Source organism: Candidatus Krumholzibacteriota bacterium (assembly GCA_016932415.1).
In the GTDB taxonomy this organism is placed as follows: Bacteria; Krumholzibacteriota; Krumholzibacteriia; order Krumholzibacteriales; family Krumholzibacteriaceae; genus Krumholzibacterium.
On sequence record JAFGCX010000012.1, the window covers coordinates 1 to 19,016 of the forward strand.

A 19,016-nucleotide genomic window follows, 5' to 3' on the forward strand; every position below is an offset into this window, starting at 1 on the left:
CAGCCAGGTACTCCACCATGATCGATAAATGAGTAAACTAATCCTTCCTTTGTAATGGATGAATTATTCAGTATTTCAACATCAGTACTCTCGTTGTTTAAACGTGAAATTTCTAGATCTTTGATTTCAACCGGAGATGACAAAGTCCATGTGATTTTAATTGAACACCCCACTCTACTAATCGATGAGCTTTCTAAAAGTGCAGCTACAATCTCTTCTGGAATAAGGAGGCAATATTCACTGCTATTTCCATGTCTATCAACAGCACAAAGCTTGTAGTATTGCCCATTTGTAGAAGACCATTCGTTGTCAAAGAAATATGATTGAACAGTAGAAGCAATTCGATTTTCAGAATTTGGCTCAAAACCATAGGAAGTCCCCCGGAATAATTCGTAATGAGACAGATCAGTTTCAGAATTAACATCCCAGGTGAGATTAAGCCCAGACGGATAAGATATTTGCTCTCCCTCAAAGCTTGTTGGTATGCTCGGAGGTAGGTTATCAACCGAATAACCACTATCAATTTGTGAAATGAAGAAGACACTAGGGACATCAGTGTGTGCAGTGACTACATAATCATTCCACTGGGCTCCGTATGCTGTTGAGTCATTGTCTGTAGGTACAAGAAGACAATACTCAATGTCCTGTTTCGCTGAATGAAATCCTACGGATGCCCAATCACCAGGAGGAAACCCTAACGCTGTCGCTTGCTCATAAGATAATGTAGGTTTATCTCTATTAAGTATTTCTTGTACATTCAGCGAAGACTTAAGAGTAATATTTGTATCATCTGACACATATTCACTAGATAACGCAGGTCCTATTCTCTTCCAAACATTGTACCCCGATATCGGATATTCATTTACATTTACCTGGTCATGGTCTGATCCTCTAAGATAGATTCTGAGAATCCCTCCTTCATCAGAGGGGTTATCATTGATTGATTCTATCGCTGGATCTACAATACCCCAGTATCCAGTAGCACCAAATTTTTGAATGTAAACATTTTCTTCAGTACTATAATCGATACTTGTATACCATGTCACATAAATACCATTGTCTTCTGTTGAAATTATTTTTGGATAATGAGCTCTTTCTTCTGTTCCGGAAATTGTTACACCATCAACAGCCCAGTATGGTTGTCCATCAGAATTGATTTTTTGAGTATACAGTGAATATATTCCGTCTCTTGAATCACGCCATACAACGATGCTATTCCCATCTCCATCATTAACGACTTGTGGGTCCTTTTGCTCTGCCACGTTGGTGCAAATGGGAATTCCATTAGTACTCCACAATGGAACACCTTGTCCATCGAACCTCTGCGCATAAATATCACCAGTTAAAGGGGCTTCTCTGGTATCACGCCAAACAACTACGACTCCATCATTTCCATCCAAGGCGATTACAGATTGATGCTGATTTGCTGTTATAGAACAACAGTCCACCTCCCAAAGTAATGTTCCAGCAGAATCTATTCTTGATGTATAAGTATCAAGATCGCCCGTGACTCCGCCTCTGCTAGTTATGAATGCACCACCAGCTCCATCGGCAATTACCTTGTAATAATCTGAAGGCCATGAAAGTGGTATATAGAGACCGTCCAGAGTCCACTGAATTTCACCATTTCCATTTACTTTTTGCCCATAAACAGCAGTTGTAGTTCTACTATCACTCCAAATAATAATCGCCCCACCATAACCATCTGATACAATTTCGGGCTGGTTTACACGTGTTGCGACGGTGCATATTGGAATGCCATCTACTTCCCACTCTATATGACCATTAAAGCTTACTTTCTGAGCATAAATATGTCTTACCTCTGATCCTTCACGACGATCCCACCATGCTACTATTGCACCTCCACTGCCATCTTGAGTACAACTGAATCCAGAATCCACATCTCCTTCGCTTGTACATATCGGTACACCATCAGATTGCCACTGAATTATTCCGTTTTTATCTATACGTTGAGCAAAAATATCCCAATGCCCGTTTCTATAATCATTCCATACAATAATCGCTCCACCACTGTTATCATTGATTATTTGAGGATATCCTTGCCAGCCTTCCACGCTAGGACATATTGCAACTCCACCATTTTGCCAATAAAAATTTCCCTCATGATCAATTCGCTGTGAATAAATATTTCCTACCCCGCTTCTTCCATCAGACCAGGCTAAATATGCTCCTCTAGCTCCATCGGCAACCAGAACTGGCATATCTTGCTGGCTTTCATCTTCAACTAAAAGGATTCCATAATCAATCCATCTAGCACTTGCTGATGAAACCAAGATTGATAGGCAGAACAGAATTAAGGCACTATTCCAATAAGAGTTAATTTTCATTGTCTCCCCCTAGTTAAACCGCGTGTTGCCCATTGTATCAGAACCCAATCGCAGAATCAAGTTAACCGTTAAAAATGTCCTATTTAGTAGTCATCTCGAAAGCATCATTTAAACGACTCATAAAGGGCATTATAAGGCTGTTCTAGGGCTTTGGGGAGAAACTTAGAGCTAAGATAAGGGTTAAAAAAATCGCAAATAACGGCAAATAAGGCGGTCGTTTTCAATAACTAGCCTGCTCCACCCCCTAGGGGCTAATCTGGGTCTGGCCCACCCTTGCTTTACTCGAAGATCGATTGCAGATTCAGATTAACAATTATCTCAGAAGAACCATTTTCTTCGATAGAGTCTCTTTCCCGGCTTTTAGTCTGTAAATATATATTCCTGAGCTAACAGAGCTGCCATTCAAATCCTTACCATTCCAATCGATTGAGTAAAAACCATTTTCCTGGGAATCATTGACCAATGTCGCAATGTGTTTACCAGAAACATCAAATATCTGGAGCAGAACAGAGCATCTGCTCGGCAAAAAGTATTCAATCGTTGTTGTGGGATTCAAAGGGTTGGGGAAATTTTGATATAACGTTGGTATATCTGTGTGTAGCGGCATATCAACATTATCCTCAGTTGTTGCACTCGCATATATACCAACAATACCACTCCCTGGAACTGAAAATGAAATAGAATTTAAAATGGTATCAAGAACGGTGTCGACAAATATGAATCTTGAATCATCGGAAAGCCAATATACATCAAGTTGATTCTCAGAAAATATGCCCGCTGCTAAAACATCTTCATTAGTGTATCGCATTTCGACTTCATAGCTGCCTAATTCCAATAGTGAATCTTCCATGATAGCTGTGTAGTATAGATATCGACCTATTGGAACAGGACCATTATAGACCAGTGTATCTGGAACTATTTCGAAGTAGGTCGCTGACAAACTGATGGAATCTTCGTATGCTTCTTCCGAAATAAAACTAACAGAGAACATTCCATCCGGTGAATCCACAGTATATTCACCATTGACCAGTAACCCTGTCTCAGTTGCACATGAATATACTGGATATAGATCACTTCCAGTTAATCCATTCTGGGTTGAAAGAAATGAACCGCAATTAGATTCTAAAGATACATGATAAGTTTTTAAGTTTTCATTCATCACCATTTCTAGCTCATCATTTTCACAAGCAGTATGGTTAATTCCATGAGATAGATAAGTAGCCGCAACTCTCTCAATTGGGATAATTGCAGACCCCCAAATTGGAATTGTATACCATGGCATCGTAACATTATCAGGATCTACGTTAAACGCAAAGTCCCACAGGGACTTATCTTGATCACATGCAATCACCGTAACAAAATCCATTAGGCGCCCACCTGTTGCATGAGCCAAATCCATTGGGCTGTAATGTCCTTCTTTATTTTGTTCGGTTCTTAATGAAATGTAGCTAATATCGTATACGGTTTTACCATGCGCTACAATATACAATCCACTAACGGATGGATCTTCAAGAAGAGTTGTCAATTCACCGATTGTTGGATCTTCAGCAATTACGGTCTCCCACCCACGGTTCGAAAATAGTTCTTCAGCCTTCCAAAGCAAATCACCCATCATAAACGGATCCGTATTATTACTAGCATACCCTCTCACTAAAACTGCCTTGGGAGCAGGATTAGCAGCATTTGGCCACACGCTTACGGTTGCTGTCTGTTCATCTGAGCAACCTGTTTCATTTGTAATTTCAAGTCGAACATCCCAACTAGCATCACAACCTGCAGGGTATGTATGCACAGGATTTTGAATTCTGCTTTTGTTACCATCACCAAAATCCCAATACCAAGATACGGGATCGCCTGTTGAAGTATCAAGAAATTGGACAACCGAGTTACCTGCTGGATTTTGTGAAACACTAAAATTTGCAATTAACTCTTGAAGAAACCAACATTCAAACCAAAATGGGCCCCCTATAGAACCCACATAGCCGGAATAACCATTTTCTGACCAGCCATAAGCATACGCATGGCCACATGCATTTTGTTCAATATAAATATCCTGATCGCAATCGTATAGATAAAATATTAATTGAGGTTCACAAATAACCTCTCCTCCCCAGGTGGTAGTCGCAATCCATGGTTTATAACATCTAGTTTGTTCAGAGTATGTACTCCAAACTACAGATAAAAAGTCTTCATTATGATTAGAAATGTCTAGACTTTGACAATGCTTATGAGAATGCGCAAACACCTCACTATGGCAGGCTCCCACATCAATGAGCACGTCAATTTTATTCCCGTTTACAACAGCCCCTATTTTGTTTTCCATAGTAACGTATGAAACAGCCCAATTGCCATTATCATCAATAGAAGCACATATATGGTTTTTTCGATTAAATGGAAATAAAGGCCCCGTGACATCTCTTCCATCAATTCCGTTGCTCACAACTACCGAATTAAGTCCAGTACTTGAAATAGCTCGTATTCTATTCAAGCTTGGTATATAAGCTCCCCTACTCTCTAACTCTCCCCATACTATTATATAATTACCGTTTCCGGATGCATCAACATCCATATCCCTAAAATAAATATTGGATCCATATTCCCTACTCGCGATCATTGTGGGACCCAATATTGATCCATCTGGTTCAATATATTTACATAGAAGGTCTATCGGTCCCTCAGTGACAATTCGTTCATAGACCATTATAGTATTTCCAATAGCATCGGTAGAATACCCATGTATATTATATCTCCCGTTGGGGACAATTGGTAAAGCAAAGGGTATTTCATCTGATACTGGCGATCCAAACTCATTATAGTATCTTATATATCTATTAAAGTCTTCTTCTTTAATATAGACGACAATCACTATCCCAGCATCGTTGATGCCTACATAGCTTGGATAGGCATCACTAAAGGAAACATAGCCCGATGGGTAGGTTGAACCAGGGGAGTAGATAGAAATCAAACCTGTATAATTCTTACTTACCCCTCTCGCCATGAAGCCATTATCAGTTAATGAAAACAGCGGCTTCCTATAATTAGAATCATTATAGAAATGGCTCGAAATGGGACTGCAATCAGCATACAATTTTTGAGGTGATAGTAGTAACGTAAAAATAAATAATGCAATATGTACCATGCATAAAACACCAAAACGAGTTATTGGAGAGATATTATAACGATTCATCGTTAAAACCATCCTAGCGAAGGATTAATTAGTTTATACGCTTTAGGACTGAATACTGAGGAGCGTAGCAAAAGATATCGATTTTGTCAAATCGGCTAGATGTTTAAATATATGGAGAATTGTTCAGCACATTTAAATAAGGAAATTCCCTGAATCATATCTAAGCATTATCAGCTTTTGCAAGAGCTGTGAATTGATCATATATCTAGGATCCACCCCCTTGGGCCGAATCTGGGCCTACCCCCCCTACATCACGCTCAATCTGCATGGTCAACCTTCACTAAAAAATTGATCCAGATTGCTTCCTAAATGGAGTAGCTAAGTAGAGGAACGAATTCAGTTGAAAGGACTTCTCTTGTTGACATTATGTTGACATTTCTAAGGAGGAAAATCGGCCAACAAATCTTGGCTTGTGTAATTGCTTGTTTTATTAGAAGATATCTGGTCGGGGTGACTGGATTCGAACCAGCGACTTCCTGCTCCCAAAGCAGGCGCGCTAACCGAACTGCGCTACACCCCGACCCGAAGACAGGTCTATATATACAAAAAGCCGGGCTCAAATCATAGCGATTTATTTTTTCTTCGCCGCAGCGCTCACTTCTTCATAGAGACCGATGATCTGCTTGTAGTGCGCCGCCGGGCCGTAGAGATCTTCCGCCTTTTTCCTTCCCGCAGCCCCCATGCCGCGGCGCGCCTCCGGATCATCGATCATCCTGCCGAGGCACTCGCGCAGTTTCTCCGTGTCCCCCGCTGGAAAGAGAAGCCCGTTGACACCTTCCTCGACCATCTCCGGTATCCCCCCGATATCGGCAGCTACTACCGCCTTCCCGGCGGCAAGCGATTCCATCACCGAGAATGGAAGGTTCTCGTACCATCTCGACGGCACGACGACAAACTGCGACTCCTCGAGAAGGCGCCGAAGCTCGCTACCGGTGACAAAACCGAGGAATTCGACATCGGCGCCCTTTTCCTGGACATATCTCTTAAGCTCCCCGGAGAGCGGGCCCTCGCCGGCGATCTTGAGCTTTCCCTTTTTCAGGGAAGCGGCCGCGTCGATAAGCAGGTCGATCCCCTTTTCACGCGAAAGCCGCCCGAAATAGAGAAAATAATCTTTCTCCCTGCCCGTATCGAACGATTCCACGTCGACGAAATTCGGTATAGCTATGATCTTTTCCCTGCTGATCTTTCCCTCGATCAGTTTCCCCATCAGGAACCGGCTCGGAGTGATGAACCTGTTTACTCTCGCCGGGACTCTCGACAGCCTGTCGTATAGGGTCGTCGCCATCGCGACGACGCTCGCCGGAAGACTCCCCTTCTTGCACCTGTGCGTCACGCAGTTGAGGTACCGCTTCGGGAGGCAGAGTTCGCATATCTCGTCCCCCCGGAGAAAGGTCGTGTTCGGGCAGACGAGGCGATAGTCGTGCAGCGTCCAGACGACCGGGATGTTTCTTCTTACGAGAGGCTGTATGATAGACGTCGTCAGGTGCCCGTGAATATTATGGAAATGGGCAAGATCTGGCCTTTTATCCTCGATCAGCTTCGTTATCTTCTCCCTCGCCTCCCTGCTGTAAACAGACCTGGAGACGACCCGAAGAGCCGCGGCGGGAGAGGAATCGGCAAGCAGGGATGGAAAATCGATCTCGCTGGTAAAATATTCCGAATATGGCGATTCGATGTTCTGCGGATGGCGCATGGCGAAATGGATCACCTCGTGTCCCTTTTCCTCGAGGAGCCTGGAGAGATTGAACATATACGTCGAATCGCCGCCCCTGTAATAGTGATATGTCTGGACCATCAGGATCCGCATCGACCGACTCCCTCGAAAAATTGCCGCCCCGCCGGGAAAACCCACGCCCGGGGTCTCTGAATCTACATCAATACGGCATTGATATCAAAGAAAATGAGCACCCGGAGCCGCCGGGGCGGCATATAAACAGCTTGACTATACCGCCTGCGTTTATTATACAAATTGTATATGACTATGATATTTATGGCGCTCTGAACGGAGGATGGCGTTGAGGGAAAAAAGCTTTATCTCGGGGGTTTCGCTCTTTCTGTTTTTCTGCCTTGCGCTGACAGGATCGGCTTTCGGCCAGGCGAATTCAGACAAGGCTGTTATTCATTTTGGCGCTTCGTATAACAAGGCTCTCGTCGATGATACAGGCAACGGTTTCTTCGGGCTTGATATCTACGCGGGAAAGATGATCACGAACTCTCTCTGCCTGGGATTCGGCGTCGGATACGACATCGTCCACTACGACACTCCGGCCGAAGAGCTTGGAAAAGACGATCCTTTCAAGGAAATGCTCTCTGTAATACCTTTCACGCTGAAGGCCAAATATTACTTCACTTTTTCACAGATGATCCAGGCTTACGTCTCGGCGGGAAGCGGAGTATATCGCGCCGCTCCTTCACTTGCCGGACGGCCGATTCCATCTCCACCCGATGTGGGAGCGATCGGCCCGATAGGAAGTTCAGTCAATTGTCCCGGAGGATCGATCGGTATCGGCCTCGACTACTGGTTCCTTCTGACGACCGGGATAGGGTTCGAGATCGAATATCATATGTTCAAGGTCCCCGACAGGGACAGCTTCAGTTATTTTCAGGCCCGCGTGGATTATTCGCTGATCAAGTTCTAGGCCGCGTTAATTATCAGATGAGATTGCGATCCCCGCGGCAGCCGCCGCGGGGATTTTTTATGCTCCGGCCGACGGGTCTTCCCTTATTTCCGCACCGCGCTGAAGACCCTGATCTTGTCGCCGTCGCTGACGGTATTGATTTTTTCGTAAAATCCGCTCTTTTTGAACAACCTTGTCACTATCTTGTCCTGCCCCGCTCCGATCTCGAAGGCAAGCGCTCCCCCAGGCCTTAGATAAACGGGAGATTCAGCGAGAAGGCGCCTGAATATATCGATGCCATAGGCTCCGGCGTCGAGCGCTACGACCGGTTCAAAACCGGTTATACTGGAGTCGAGTTTCTCGAGCGAGCTGGTCGGTATGTACGGAGGGTTGCAGACTACAAGATCGACCTTTCCCTCGACACCTTCCCGATCTATCGGATCGAAAAGGTTTCCACAGAAGAGCTTCACTTTTTCTCCCACGCCGAATCTCTCGACATTGCGCGCGGCGACATCGACAGCTTCCCGGCTTATATCAGAAGCCAGTATCTTCGCGTTCGACGTGTGAAGAGCCAGCGACACCGCGATATTGCCGCTGCCCGTTCCGATCTCCACCACGATGATCTCCGGCTTTTCAATCTGCATCTCCCCGATCAGGGCGAGACATCTTTTCGTAAGCATCTCTGTCTCCGCCCTCGGGATCAGGGCGCCCGGAGCGCAATGGAAATTGACTCCCATGAACGGAGCCTCTCCAAGGATATACTCGATCGGCTTTCCCTCTTTCCTCATCTCCACAAGCTGGTCTATCGTCACTCCCGATTTCTCGAGAAAACCGGGAGAAGCATCGGCGAGCTTTCCGCCAGACGCGATATCGGCTATCCTGATGATCTCCCTGACCGGATCTTCGAACCCTTCATCCCTGAGACGCTGGTAGATCTTGATCAGCCATGAATACATATCGACGCTCCCTGCCGCCTGTCAGGCTTTATTACCCATCGCCATATATAGTTCGTGATATTGCCTGGCGATCGCTTCCCAGCTGTGGTCAGCTTTCACCTTTTCGAGAGCTTTTGCTCCCTTTTTGCGGGCCTCTTCCGGATGCAGGAGAACATATTCAAGTTTTTCCGCCAGATCAGCAGGATCTGAGACCCTGAAAGAATATCCTATACCCGCCGCGACCGCTTCGTTCTCCGGAATGTCGCTGTAGACCGTCGGCGTACCGTAAGCGAGCCCCTCGAGCAAGGCGATCGACATAGCCTCGTACTCCGATGGGAAGATGAATACCCTCGCGTGGGCGTACAGCGCGAAGAATTCGTCTCCCCTGAGAAATCCCGTGAATATTACATTGCCGGGAGCTTCCTTCCTCAGCTGCTCGAAATATTCGTGATCGGTCGCTTCACCCCCTCCCGCTATTACAAGCGGGATATCGGTGCCGAGGATCCTGTACCCTTCCATCAATGTGGAAAGCCCCTTCGTCTTCTCTATCCTTCCTGCCGAGCAGAAAAAGAACTCCGCCTCATTTAGAGACCACTTCTCAAGGCAGGATGGATCGGGCTTTTCCCTTATCTCGATCCCGTTGGGAATATGGATCACATCGCTCTGGTACCTGAGATTATAATAATCAGCCAGTGGTTTAGATACGGAGGTCCTCACCTTCGGGATCCTGATGAAAGCCTTTTCCGCGAGCTTCGAAAGGGTCTTTGGCAGGGGGCCCCATTTTTTCCTTATGTATGCCTGCCCGTGGGAAGTAGCGATCACTCCGAACCTCGAACGCGGCAGACAGGCGAGGATAGCGGGGTCGACGCTGTGGATGTGGATTATGTCAAAATCCTCCCGGCGGGTCTTCATCGAGGCGTTCCACATATGGGATATCATCTCAAGCGCTTTCCTCCTGCTGCCTGGGACCGGTATCACCCTGGCGCCGCGATAATCGCCGGCGCCGCTGCAATAGGAATCATATCCGTAAACGGTGATCTCGTGGCCGAGCTTCGACAGGTGGGGAAGCAGTGAATCGACGACGACCTCCACTCCATGCCGGCCGGGGACCCCTTTTATGCCGAGGATCGCGATCTTCATCAATCGACTCCGGTTATCTACTCAAGGGATGCCGGTTTTCCCTGCATCACCCTCAGTTTGTTTCTGGCGACCCATAATATCGGCTTCAGGGGGTTTCGTCTCATCGCCGGAACGGCCGTTCCGGTCATCCAGCAGTTGCGCTTGCACGAGGCGACTTTCTTTCTTACTTCCTCGGCCTGCCTGCTGTTCCATATCTCTTCGAACGATTGCGTCTTCAGGTCTCCCATCACCCATGGTTCGAACGACCCGTTGCATGCGAGGACCCGTCCCCATGGATCAAGGAAGAAAGTATCTGTTCCCGCGTTGCATGGTATCGGCCTTGTCTTTCCCTGCACATGCCCTAGAAGCCCGAGGTTGAGATAAGCCCTGAACCAGTCTTTCACCCTTTTTTTGAGCTTCGCTCTTGGAGAGGAAAGAAGCGCCTCGATAAACTGGCGCATCGATTCCTCGACCTCGCTCCTGTTCTCGATCCTGTTGTCTTCCTTAAAGAAATAGAACGAATTGTGTACGACGGCGTTTGCGAATTCGACCCCCATCGAGGCGACGAGCGAATAGAGGTCGAGCAGGTCGCGGCAGTTGTCCCCCGAGATCGTCATGGCGAACCCCACGTCTTTCAGGCCGAGCTGCTTGAGCCTCAGCACCGCCCTCAAAGCCCTGTCGAACCCATCCTCTATTCCGCGAAGCCTGTCGTTGAGAGCGGGAAGCCCTTCGATGCTGACCCGTATCGTTATATCGTGAAAATCCTTCGCTATATCGATGATCCTGTCATAGAAGAATCCGTTGGTGCTGATCTCGAGCCTCTCCGATTTCGTGTCTAGGATCTCTACGATCCGGTGTATATCGCCGCGGATCATCGGCTCGCCGCCGGTAATATTCAGCCGCTGCATGCCGCCGGGGATCTTGTTGAGGATCTCCGGGTCGAACTCTTCGGAAGCCCTGCTCGGATTCTGCCAGGCGTTGCACATCTGGCATCTCGCGTTGCACCTGTACGTAGTTATGATCGCGCATTCCATCGCGGTTTCCGCGCCCTTTTCCGGCAGTATTCCCGCGTGACAGGCAGATGTCACCGCGGGGGATGCCTGTAAATACCTTTTTGCCGGGCTCTCGCCGCCTCTCCGGCGCCACGGCCCGGCCGGTCTATGCGTACCCTCCCGTTAAAAACCTAGCAATATTTATGACAATCGCCGCCGGGCCCTTCCCTGCCATCTTGCTCACGCTCTCCTCATCCATTTGAAGATCTCCCTGACATCGGGGCGTTTTCCATACATCAGTATCCCGATCCTGAATATCTTCGCCGAGATCAATGCTGATATATAAATACTCCCTATCATTATAAGGATGCTGAGGACGATCTGCCAGGCGGGAGGAGTAAGAATATTTATCCTCATGAACATGACGATAGGGGCGAACAGCGGTATCATGCTGAGCACCGTTGCGAACAATCCGTCGGGGGTCTGAATTATCATCATCGGTATGATGATCGTAAAAACGAGGCAGAGGACTATCGGTTGCTGAAGCTGCTGGGCCTCCTGGTCGGTATTGCACACCGACCCGACCCCGGCGAACATCGTCGCGTAGAAAAAGAACCCGAGAAGATAAAACACGATAAAATATCCGAGGGTCGCGGGCGAGAGACTCGCGGCGACTTCGGCGACCGGGCCTCCGAGGCTCAGGCCGTAGAGCGCCAGGGCGATGGCGCACGTCACCCAGATCAGGTACTGCGTCAAGCCTACGGCGCCGACTCCGATGATCTTGCCTATAAGAAGATCGATCGGCCTCAGCGATGACAGCATCACTTCGATGACCCTGTTGTTCTTCTCTTCTATTACGCTTCTCTGCACGGCGATCCCCCACATCAGGATCGACATGTAGAGCATCATGATAAAGACCATCGTCGACATGAAGATCGAATCGAACCCCTTGCCCGTCTCTTCCTGTCCTTCCTTGACCTGGATCATCTCGATCTTTACTTCCCTGACGAGCTTGCCGACGATATCGTACCGAAGTCCCTCCCTTTTCAACCTCTCGCTTATCACCACGTTGTCTATGACTGATTCGAACTTTTCCATCGTCTTGAGGTTGCCGAGCCTTTTGCCGAAAAACGTCGCTTTGCTTTCGCTTATCACATCGCTCGGAAGGATGAGGTACCCGTCGATCGCGTCGCTTTCGATCTCCTGGTTCAATCCTTTTTTGATGCTTTCGATCTCCAACCCGTTGCTTTTGATCTCCCGCAGCCTGTATTTCGCGCTTCCGTCGGAGAGTGTGTCGGTGAGTGCCGATTCAAGTTCGCCGTATATCACTCCGCTCTGGTCGATGACGGCGATCTTGACCTCTGTCTCCGGAGTGAATTTCATGAACATCATCGGCGCGAAAATTATCCCTCCCATAAGGAGGGGGCCGAGTATCGTTCCGATCAGAAAGCTCTTTTTCTTCACTCTTTCGAGGTATTCCCTCTTGATTACCTTAAGCATCTTGTTCATCGAGCTCACCACCCCTCTCCTTGACTTTCATTATGAAAATATCGTGCAGGGATATCTCCCCTATCTCATACTTCACGACCTGCCCGTTTTCCACCGCGAAACCGAGTATCCTGTTCGGATCGGCTCCGTCCTTCAGATTCAGGGTCAGGTCCTGGCCGAATTCGGCGATCTTCTCGACATCGGGGTGCTTTTCCAGAAGGTTCTTATCTCCGGAAAATCTCATTGAGACCATATTCTTGCTGAACTTCATCTTGATATCGCTCAACCTGCCTTCGAGCACCTTTCTGCCCTTGTTAATAAGGCATATCCTCTCGCACAGTTTCTCGACCTGGTCCATCAGGTGGGTCGAAAGGACGACTGTCCTGCCGTCGTTCTTCATGCTGATTATGATATCCTTGAGGATCTGCGTGTTGATCGGATCGAGCCCCGAGAACGGTTCATCGAGTATCACGAGCTGCGGATCGTGAAGTATAGTCGATATGAACTGGATCTTCTGCTGCATCCCTTTTGAAAGCGATTCGACCGTCTTGTCGCTCCATTCGCCCAGTTCGACCTTTTCAAGCCATTCGTTCGCCCTTTTTTCAGCTATCGATCTTTTGATCCCCTTTATCTCTCCGAGAAAGATGAGGTGGTCCAGGACTTTCATCTTTCTGTACATCCCTCTTTCCTCAGGAAGATACCCGATCTTTTCTTTCGCTTTTTCGTTAAGGGGGGCGTCGAAAAGGTTGATCTTTCCTTCATCGGGCTGGATGATATTCATTATCATCCTTATCGTCGTCGTTTTTCCCGCTCCGTTCGGGCCAAGAAGCCCGTATATCCCCCCCGGTTCTATCAGAAGCGAAAGATCGTCGACCGCGGTATGCCCGTCGTACCTCTTTGTGACATTCTCTATCGAAAGCAAAATCTCTCCTCCCTCTCTCTGTTTGACTCTGCCCGTATCTGCCCTTCCATCCCGGCAGATACCGATATATATACAACAGTCGATATTCTTTATTCGATATCTTCCCTGACGATGGAAAGATCTTTTTATTCGCCGTCCCGCTTCTCCCCGCCCTGGAGACCGAATTCGATAAGCCCCTTCATCTCTATCAGCGCCCTGTACCTGTGGCTGATCCTGTTCTTCCTCTCCGGCCCGATCTCAGCAGCCGTCATCCCCTCGGCGGGGATAAGAAAGACGGGGTCGTACCCGAACCCGTTCGAACCTGCCGGTTCGGCGGCGATCATGCCCTCGAGTATCCCTTCGGTCACCAGCACCCTGTCATTCGTCCCCGGAGCGGGATAAAGGACCATCACGCATCTGAACCTCGCCGATCTCTCGCTGCCGGTCTTTCCTTCGAGCTCTCCGAGAAGAAGCCTTGAACGCTCTTCGTCGCTCAGTCCCTCTCCTCCGTAGCGCGCCGACTCTATCCCAGGCCTGAGGCCAAGGGCATCGACCTCGATCCCCGAATCGTCAGCAAGGGCTGGCAGGCCTGTAGCGGCGTGCGCGGCCTTTGCTTTTATCAGCGCGTTTTCATAAAAGCTCTTTCCATCCTCCGCCGGCGCCTCGAAAGGAGGAAAATCCTCGAGGGATACGAGCTCGACATCGGTATCTGAGAGGATCGAGCGGATCTCCCTGATCTTTCCAACGTTCCTTGTCCCGACTACTATTTTCATCAGCCGGTCAGCACCTTTTTCTGAAATCTTACTATCTTCCTTATCCCCGCTTTTGCCGATACAAGCATCTTCTGAAGCTCCTCCTCTGAAAATGCTTCTCCCTCGGCGGTCCCCTGCACTTCTATATATTCCCCTTTGTCGTTCATCACGACATTCATATCGACATCGGCGGTGGAATCGAGTTTGTAGTCGAGATCGAGCTTTACCTTTCCGCCTTTCATCCCGACGCTTACCGCCGCCACATGGCCCTTTATAACCTTTTTTTCCAGTTGGAGCTTTTCGAGGGCTCGGGCCACCGCGATAAACCCGCCATTGATCGACGCTGTCCTCGTACCGCCATCGGCTTCGATGACGTCGCAATCGACTATGATCGTCCTCTCTCCAAGAGACTCGAGATCGATGACGGCTCGGATCGAACGTCCGATCAACCTCTGGATCTCATGCGTCCGCCCCTTCATCTTTCCCTTCGCCGATTCCCTCTGGATCCTCTCCGGGCTCGACCTTGGAAGCATCCCGTATTCCGCGGTGATCCATCCCTTACCCGTCCCACGGAGAAACGACGGCACGGAGTTTTCGACCGTCGCCACGCAGATCACCCTCGTCCTGCCCATCTCGATAAGGACCGACCCGTACGCTCCGCCTATATAATTCACAGTCGCTTTGAGTTCCCTCAGCTCATTGCTTTTTCTCTTTTTTTCAACCGCCATCTGTCCGCCATCCTTTACCGTCCGATTCTTTTCCAACGTGTTCGACCCTGCCTATCGGTTTTCCCAGGAATTTTTCTCCTACTTCCTTGAAAAGATAAGGAGTATCGCTTACAAAACATTCGAAGGCGCCTTCGCCTTCGGCGTCATTGAGAAGATCTCTTTCCCTCAGCGTCTTTTCTATCTCGATCGCCGTCTCGGAGGCGGAATCGACGAGGACTACCGACTCTCCGGCGACTTTCGATATCACATTCCTGAGAAGAGGATAATGGGTGCATCCGAGAACGAGCGTGTCCGCTTTGAAACCGGCAAGAGGCCGCAGATACCTGCGTATGACCATCTCGGTCACTTCGTCCTCGAGCCAGCCTTCCTCCGCGAGGGACACGAGCAGGGGACAGGGGTGGGAACGTATCTCGAGAGAAGGATCGATATCGTAGATGGCTTGTTCATAAGCCCTCGACCTTATCGTCGCAGCCGTTCCTATGACTGCTATCCTTTTGTTCCGCGTAGCCCGGGCCGCCGCTCTCGCGCCGGGAAGGAGCACTCCCGTGATCGGAATATCCTCTTTTTCCCTGAGCCCGGGTAGCGCGATCGATGATGCCGTATTGCACGCCACCACTAGTAGTTTGACATCTTTTGTCTTGAGGAATTCTATGTTTTCGCTGGCAAACCTTCTGACAGTATCGGGGCTCTTCGATCCGTACGGGACGCGCGCCGTATCCCCGAAATAGACTATCGTTTCGCCTGGAAGCCGTTTCATAATCTCGTGGACTACCGTCAATCCACCGACTCCTGAATCGAATACACCGATAGCTTTTTTTCTCTCATCGTTCATTACGGCCCAGTCTTCCATCTGCCGGCGATCATCGCCAGCTCAACAGGTCGAGAGGTTTTCTCGTGTCATAATGGCCGGAGATCGTTTCCACCGGATATCCATCGACAAGAAATTGCAGTTTTCTGATCTGTGGAAAATTCGAGCCGATCGTGCGAAGGATCATCACGATCGTATAATATTCACTGACTCCCCCGCCAGGATGGCCTGATACCAGGTTCCTGTTGAAGTCGAGGAAGATCGTCCTCGTCTCCTCCACCCAGAACACGGCGATCACGTCGGTGCCTTCAGGAAGCGCCGAGACCATATCTCCACTCTCCGGACCAGCGGCCAGCGCTCTTATCACTCCCCTGACCTGTTCCTCAAGCCCCTCTCCGACGGCTATCTCCCTCGTCTCCGAAAGAAGCCCGCTCGCGTCTTTTCCCGCGAAGAAGAGAGTGACGCTTCTCGTCTCCTCAGGTACTGCCAGAGGGCTGGGAAGTTTCTGCGACCGGCTCAGCCGGTCCCATTTCCCTGTCAGAAAGAACCCTGCCGCGACTACGGCGGCTATCAGGGCGATTATTATTATTTTCCTGGTCGAAATGATATCTCTTGCCTTTCACCGAGGGTCACACCGTGATACCTGTCTTCGCTGACGATGCTATTCGCCTCTGTCCCCGCTCAAGGGAAACGATCATCTCAAGGCACTGGCATTTTCAGTATATTTCTCCTGCAGACGGCCGACAGCCTTGACTATTCCTTCGACAACCCTCGCCTTGAAGAGCGGATCCTGCAAAAGCTCTTCTTCCTCGGGGTTCGAGAGAAAAGCCACCTCGACAAGTACCGCGGGCATCCTGAGGCCTCTGAGGACGAGCAGGCCTGCCTGTTTTACGCCCCTGTTCCTTATGTCTACGAGGGTGCTCATCTCTTTCTGTATCAGCTCGGCAAGTTCGCTGCTCTCGCTGATGAATTCATTCTGGACCATGTCCCAGAGTATGAAGTCGAGTTCTTCAAGCTCTTTCGGCTGTAATTCGGGGTTTTCGAATTTTACCGAGGCGTTTTCCTCTTCGGCGAGCCGTAGATCATCTTCGCTGCGCGCCGGTGCGAGGAAAAATGTCTCGAACCCTCCCGCGTCGGGATGGAACCATCCGTTGCAATGGATGCTGATGAAGAGGTCGGCTCCTTCCGAGTTGGCGATCTCAGCTCTGCGGCTCAGAGGGATAAGAATATCCTCGGTCCTGGTGAGGATCACCTCTACGCCGAGTTCCTCGATCAACCTGTCTCGCAGGATCATCGAGTACTCGAGGTTTATATCTTTTTCGTTCAGTCCAGATGGGCTTACCTTCCCTTTGTCTATCCCACCGTGCCCCGGGTCGATAGCGATCTTCGAGATCCTGCCGATAAGGGCTTTTTTCCTGTCGAGGATCTCCGTCATCTTCATCCCCGCGTAATCGGGATCGGGGATCTCTGGCAGTTTCGTCTTTTCAAGGTATATGATGAGTTTTTTACCCGTATCGTCCTCTTCCCTGTTTTCAAGGAATTCCACCCTGAATCTTGCCGCCGATCTCTTCACGTCGAAGAAGAGATAAGCATCATGCTCGGTCTGTTCCGCCCTTATCCTGTTGAAGAGTCCTTTTCCCGAAGTGGCCGAAAATTTAAGAGAGTTGAGTTTCCCGCCGTAGATCTTCACCCTCAGGAGCCCGGGCGTTTCGCTGTCGACATGATAGAGAAGTTCCTCGGTCAGATCGAGGACCGCTTTCGACCAGTTTTCCTCATCGATGAACTCAAGCCCCGTAACATTGTACTCCGGCGAACCTATAGTCAGAACGAGCCTTTCCGCGTCAAGCTCGATCTTTTCACCGGAACGGGGGGCGAGGATCCCCGAAATGAATTCTATCGGGATCATTACAAGTCCGTTGTCGTACCTGACGGGCATTCTCATCATCACGGGGTGATCGTCGACGATCACTACCCGCGTATCTACGGTGAACATGAACCTGTGTCCTGAAATGCTGAGAAGAAGCTTGCGCGCCCCGGGGTTCCAGTGCCTGGTGGCCTTGAAGACGCGCGCCAGCGAATACCCCGATATAAAAAGTTCTTCGCTCTCCGCTTCAAGTTTAAGGAGATCGATATCCTCTGTCTGGCGCCCGTCGGCGTAGACGACTCCGAGGACCCTCTCCGCTTCGCTCCTTGAGGTCTGCGCGGAGGAACTGCCCCCAACGACGAAGAAAGCGGCAAAAATCGTGGCGACAAGAAGTGTCAGGAAGTAATATTGATTTCCACGAACCACAGCAGCCTCAGCCTACCTTTCACGATTCTTGTCTTTCAGCGCCCTTGCCAGTTCTCTTTTAGCGTCCCTGTCGGCGATAGTACGCCTTTTATCGTAAGCCCTTTTCCCCTTGGCCAGCCCGATCTCCACCTTTATCCTTCCCGCATCGTTGAAATATATCTTCAGGGGGACGATCGTAAGCCCTTTTTCTCTTGTCTTGCCGAGCAGGCGCTTGATCTCCTTGGCATGCATGAGCAGTTTTCTCGTCCTGGTCGGCTCATGATTGTACCGGTTGCCCTGTTTATACGGACTGATATGCGCGTTGAAAAGAAATATTTCCTCGTTTTCGATCGAAGCGTACGAATCCTTCAGATGAGCGCTTCCCGCCCTTAGAGACTTGACTTCCGTACCGGTCAGGACGACGCCCGCTTCCATCGTCTCGATGATAGTGTAATCATGCCTCGCCTTCCTGTTCGTGCAAACGATCTTCATGATATCTGATACACCCTGGCCACCGGGAAATATCCCCCCCGCGAAAAAACAATAAAACCACATCCCCGCTGATAGTCCAGCGCGGGTGGAAGACCGGACGGTCGACAGGCGAAAACTACCAGAGAGAAGGCTTATTATCAAGTAAAAACAGGTATTTTAAGCATCCGTGGACTATGGCCGGCGACCCTCGCGGCCAGGTCGATCAGAGAGAGGCGGGAAATAATAACGACTTTTTCCCGCCTTGACAAAAGGGGGTCGGTTAATTATTGTAATTATCTGAAATTATTATGACTATGCCTGAGTGGTGGAACTGGTAGACGCGCTGCGTTCAGGGCGCAGTGGGGGTAACTCCGTGGGGGTTCGACTCCCCCCTCAGGCA

15 protein-coding genes and 2 tRNA genes are annotated in these 19,016 nt (G+C 49.2%); 2 read left to right on the forward strand and 15 right to left on the reverse strand.

The genetic code is table 11. The annotated features are described in order from the left end of the window. The 4 genes from JW814_05200 to JW814_05215 form a co-directional block, all read right to left on the reverse strand. A partial coding sequence (locus JW814_05200; GenBank protein ID MBN2070837.1) for a hypothetical protein occupies window positions 1-2,348 on the reverse strand: 2,348 nt, incomplete at its 3' end. 313 nt (window positions 2,349-2,661) lie between these two features. Beyond that, window positions 2,662-5,535 carry a T9SS type A sorting domain-containing protein gene (locus JW814_05205; GenBank protein ID MBN2070838.1) on the reverse strand — a complete coding sequence of 958 codons (2,874 nt, stop codon included), beginning with the start codon at window positions 5,533-5,535 and terminating at the stop codon, window positions 2,662-2,664. Window positions 5,536-5,977: 442 nt separating this feature from the next. Beyond that, window positions 5,978-6,055: transfer RNA gene (locus JW814_05210), tRNA-Pro, on the reverse strand. A 51-nt stretch (window positions 6,056-6,106) separates the two neighbouring features. Further along, window positions 6,107-7,342, reverse strand: a complete 1,236-nt coding sequence (locus JW814_05215; protein ID MBN2070839.1) for a glycosyltransferase family 4 protein — start codon at window positions 7,340-7,342, stop codon at window positions 6,107-6,109. Window positions 7,343-7,550: 208 nt separating this feature from the next. Between JW814_05215 and JW814_05220 the strand changes: the two genes are divergently transcribed. Then, window positions 7,551-8,174: an outer membrane beta-barrel protein gene (locus JW814_05220; GenBank protein ID MBN2070840.1), complete on the forward strand. Its 624-nt coding sequence runs from the start codon at window positions 7,551-7,553 to the stop codon at window positions 8,172-8,174. An 83-nt stretch (window positions 8,175-8,257) separates the two neighbouring features. On the opposite strand, the gene prmC is transcribed toward JW814_05220, so the two are convergent. The 11 genes from prmC to smpB form a co-directional block, all read right to left on the reverse strand. Beyond that, window positions 8,258-9,109: a peptide chain release factor N(5)-glutamine methyltransferase gene (prmC, locus tag JW814_05225; protein ID MBN2070841.1), complete on the reverse strand. Its 852-nt coding sequence runs from the start codon at window positions 9,107-9,109 to the stop codon at window positions 8,258-8,260. A 21-nt stretch (window positions 9,110-9,130) separates the two neighbouring features. Further along, complete coding sequence (locus JW814_05230) at window positions 9,131-10,228, reverse strand: glycosyltransferase family 4 protein (GenBank protein ID MBN2070842.1); 1,098 nt, start codon at window positions 10,226-10,228, stop codon at window positions 9,131-9,133. Between the two features lie 17 nt (window positions 10,229-10,245). Continuing rightward, on the reverse strand, window positions 10,246-11,241 hold the full coding sequence (locus JW814_05235; protein MBN2070843.1) for a radical SAM protein: 996 nt from the start codon (window positions 11,239-11,241) through the stop codon (window positions 10,246-10,248). Between the two features lie 198 nt (window positions 11,242-11,439). Further along, the gene (locus JW814_05240; protein ID MBN2070844.1) at window positions 11,440-12,717 is read right to left on the reverse strand and encodes an ABC transporter permease; all 1,278 of its coding nucleotides are present in this window, start codon (window positions 12,715-12,717) and stop codon (window positions 11,440-11,442) included. After that, window positions 12,692-13,612 carry an ATP-binding cassette domain-containing protein gene (locus tag JW814_05245; GenBank protein ID MBN2070845.1) on the reverse strand — a complete coding sequence of 307 codons (921 nt, stop codon included), beginning with the start codon at window positions 13,610-13,612 and terminating at the stop codon, window positions 12,692-12,694. Before JW814_05245 ends, JW814_05240 begins: the two co-directional genes overlap by 26 nt. Window positions 13,613-13,734: 122 nt before the next feature. Continuing rightward, entirely contained in the window at window positions 13,735-14,364 is a 630-nt protein-coding gene (gene rdgB, locus JW814_05250; protein MBN2070846.1) for an RdgB/HAM1 family non-canonical purine NTP pyrophosphatase, read from the reverse strand. Then, entirely contained in the window at window positions 14,361-15,068 is a 708-nt protein-coding gene (gene rph, locus JW814_05255; GenBank protein MBN2070847.1) for a ribonuclease PH, read from the reverse strand. Before rph ends, rdgB begins: the two co-directional genes overlap by 4 nt. Then, window positions 15,058-15,900: a glutamate racemase gene (locus JW814_05260; protein MBN2070848.1), complete on the reverse strand. Its 843-nt coding sequence runs from the start codon at window positions 15,898-15,900 to the stop codon at window positions 15,058-15,060. The genes rph and JW814_05260 overlap by 11 nt, the downstream gene beginning before the upstream one ends. Window positions 15,901-15,928: 28 nt before the next feature. After that, window positions 15,929-16,483 (reverse strand): GerMN domain-containing protein, encoded by a 555-nt coding sequence (locus JW814_05265; protein ID MBN2070849.1) that lies wholly within the window; start codon window positions 16,481-16,483, stop codon window positions 15,929-15,931. A gap of 87 nt (window positions 16,484-16,570) precedes the next feature. Beyond that, a complete protein-coding gene (locus tag JW814_05270) occupies window positions 16,571-18,166 on the reverse strand; it encodes an N-acetylmuramoyl-L-alanine amidase (protein ID MBN2070850.1) in 1,596 nt (531 codons plus the stop codon). Between the two features lie 12 nt (window positions 18,167-18,178). After that, window positions 18,179-18,637 (reverse strand): SsrA-binding protein SmpB, encoded by a 459-nt coding sequence (gene smpB / locus JW814_05275; protein MBN2070851.1) that lies wholly within the window; start codon window positions 18,635-18,637, stop codon window positions 18,179-18,181. Between the two features lie 295 nt (window positions 18,638-18,932). Here smpB and JW814_05280 point away from each other — a divergent pair. Further along, window positions 18,933-19,016 (forward strand) — tRNA-Leu (locus tag JW814_05280).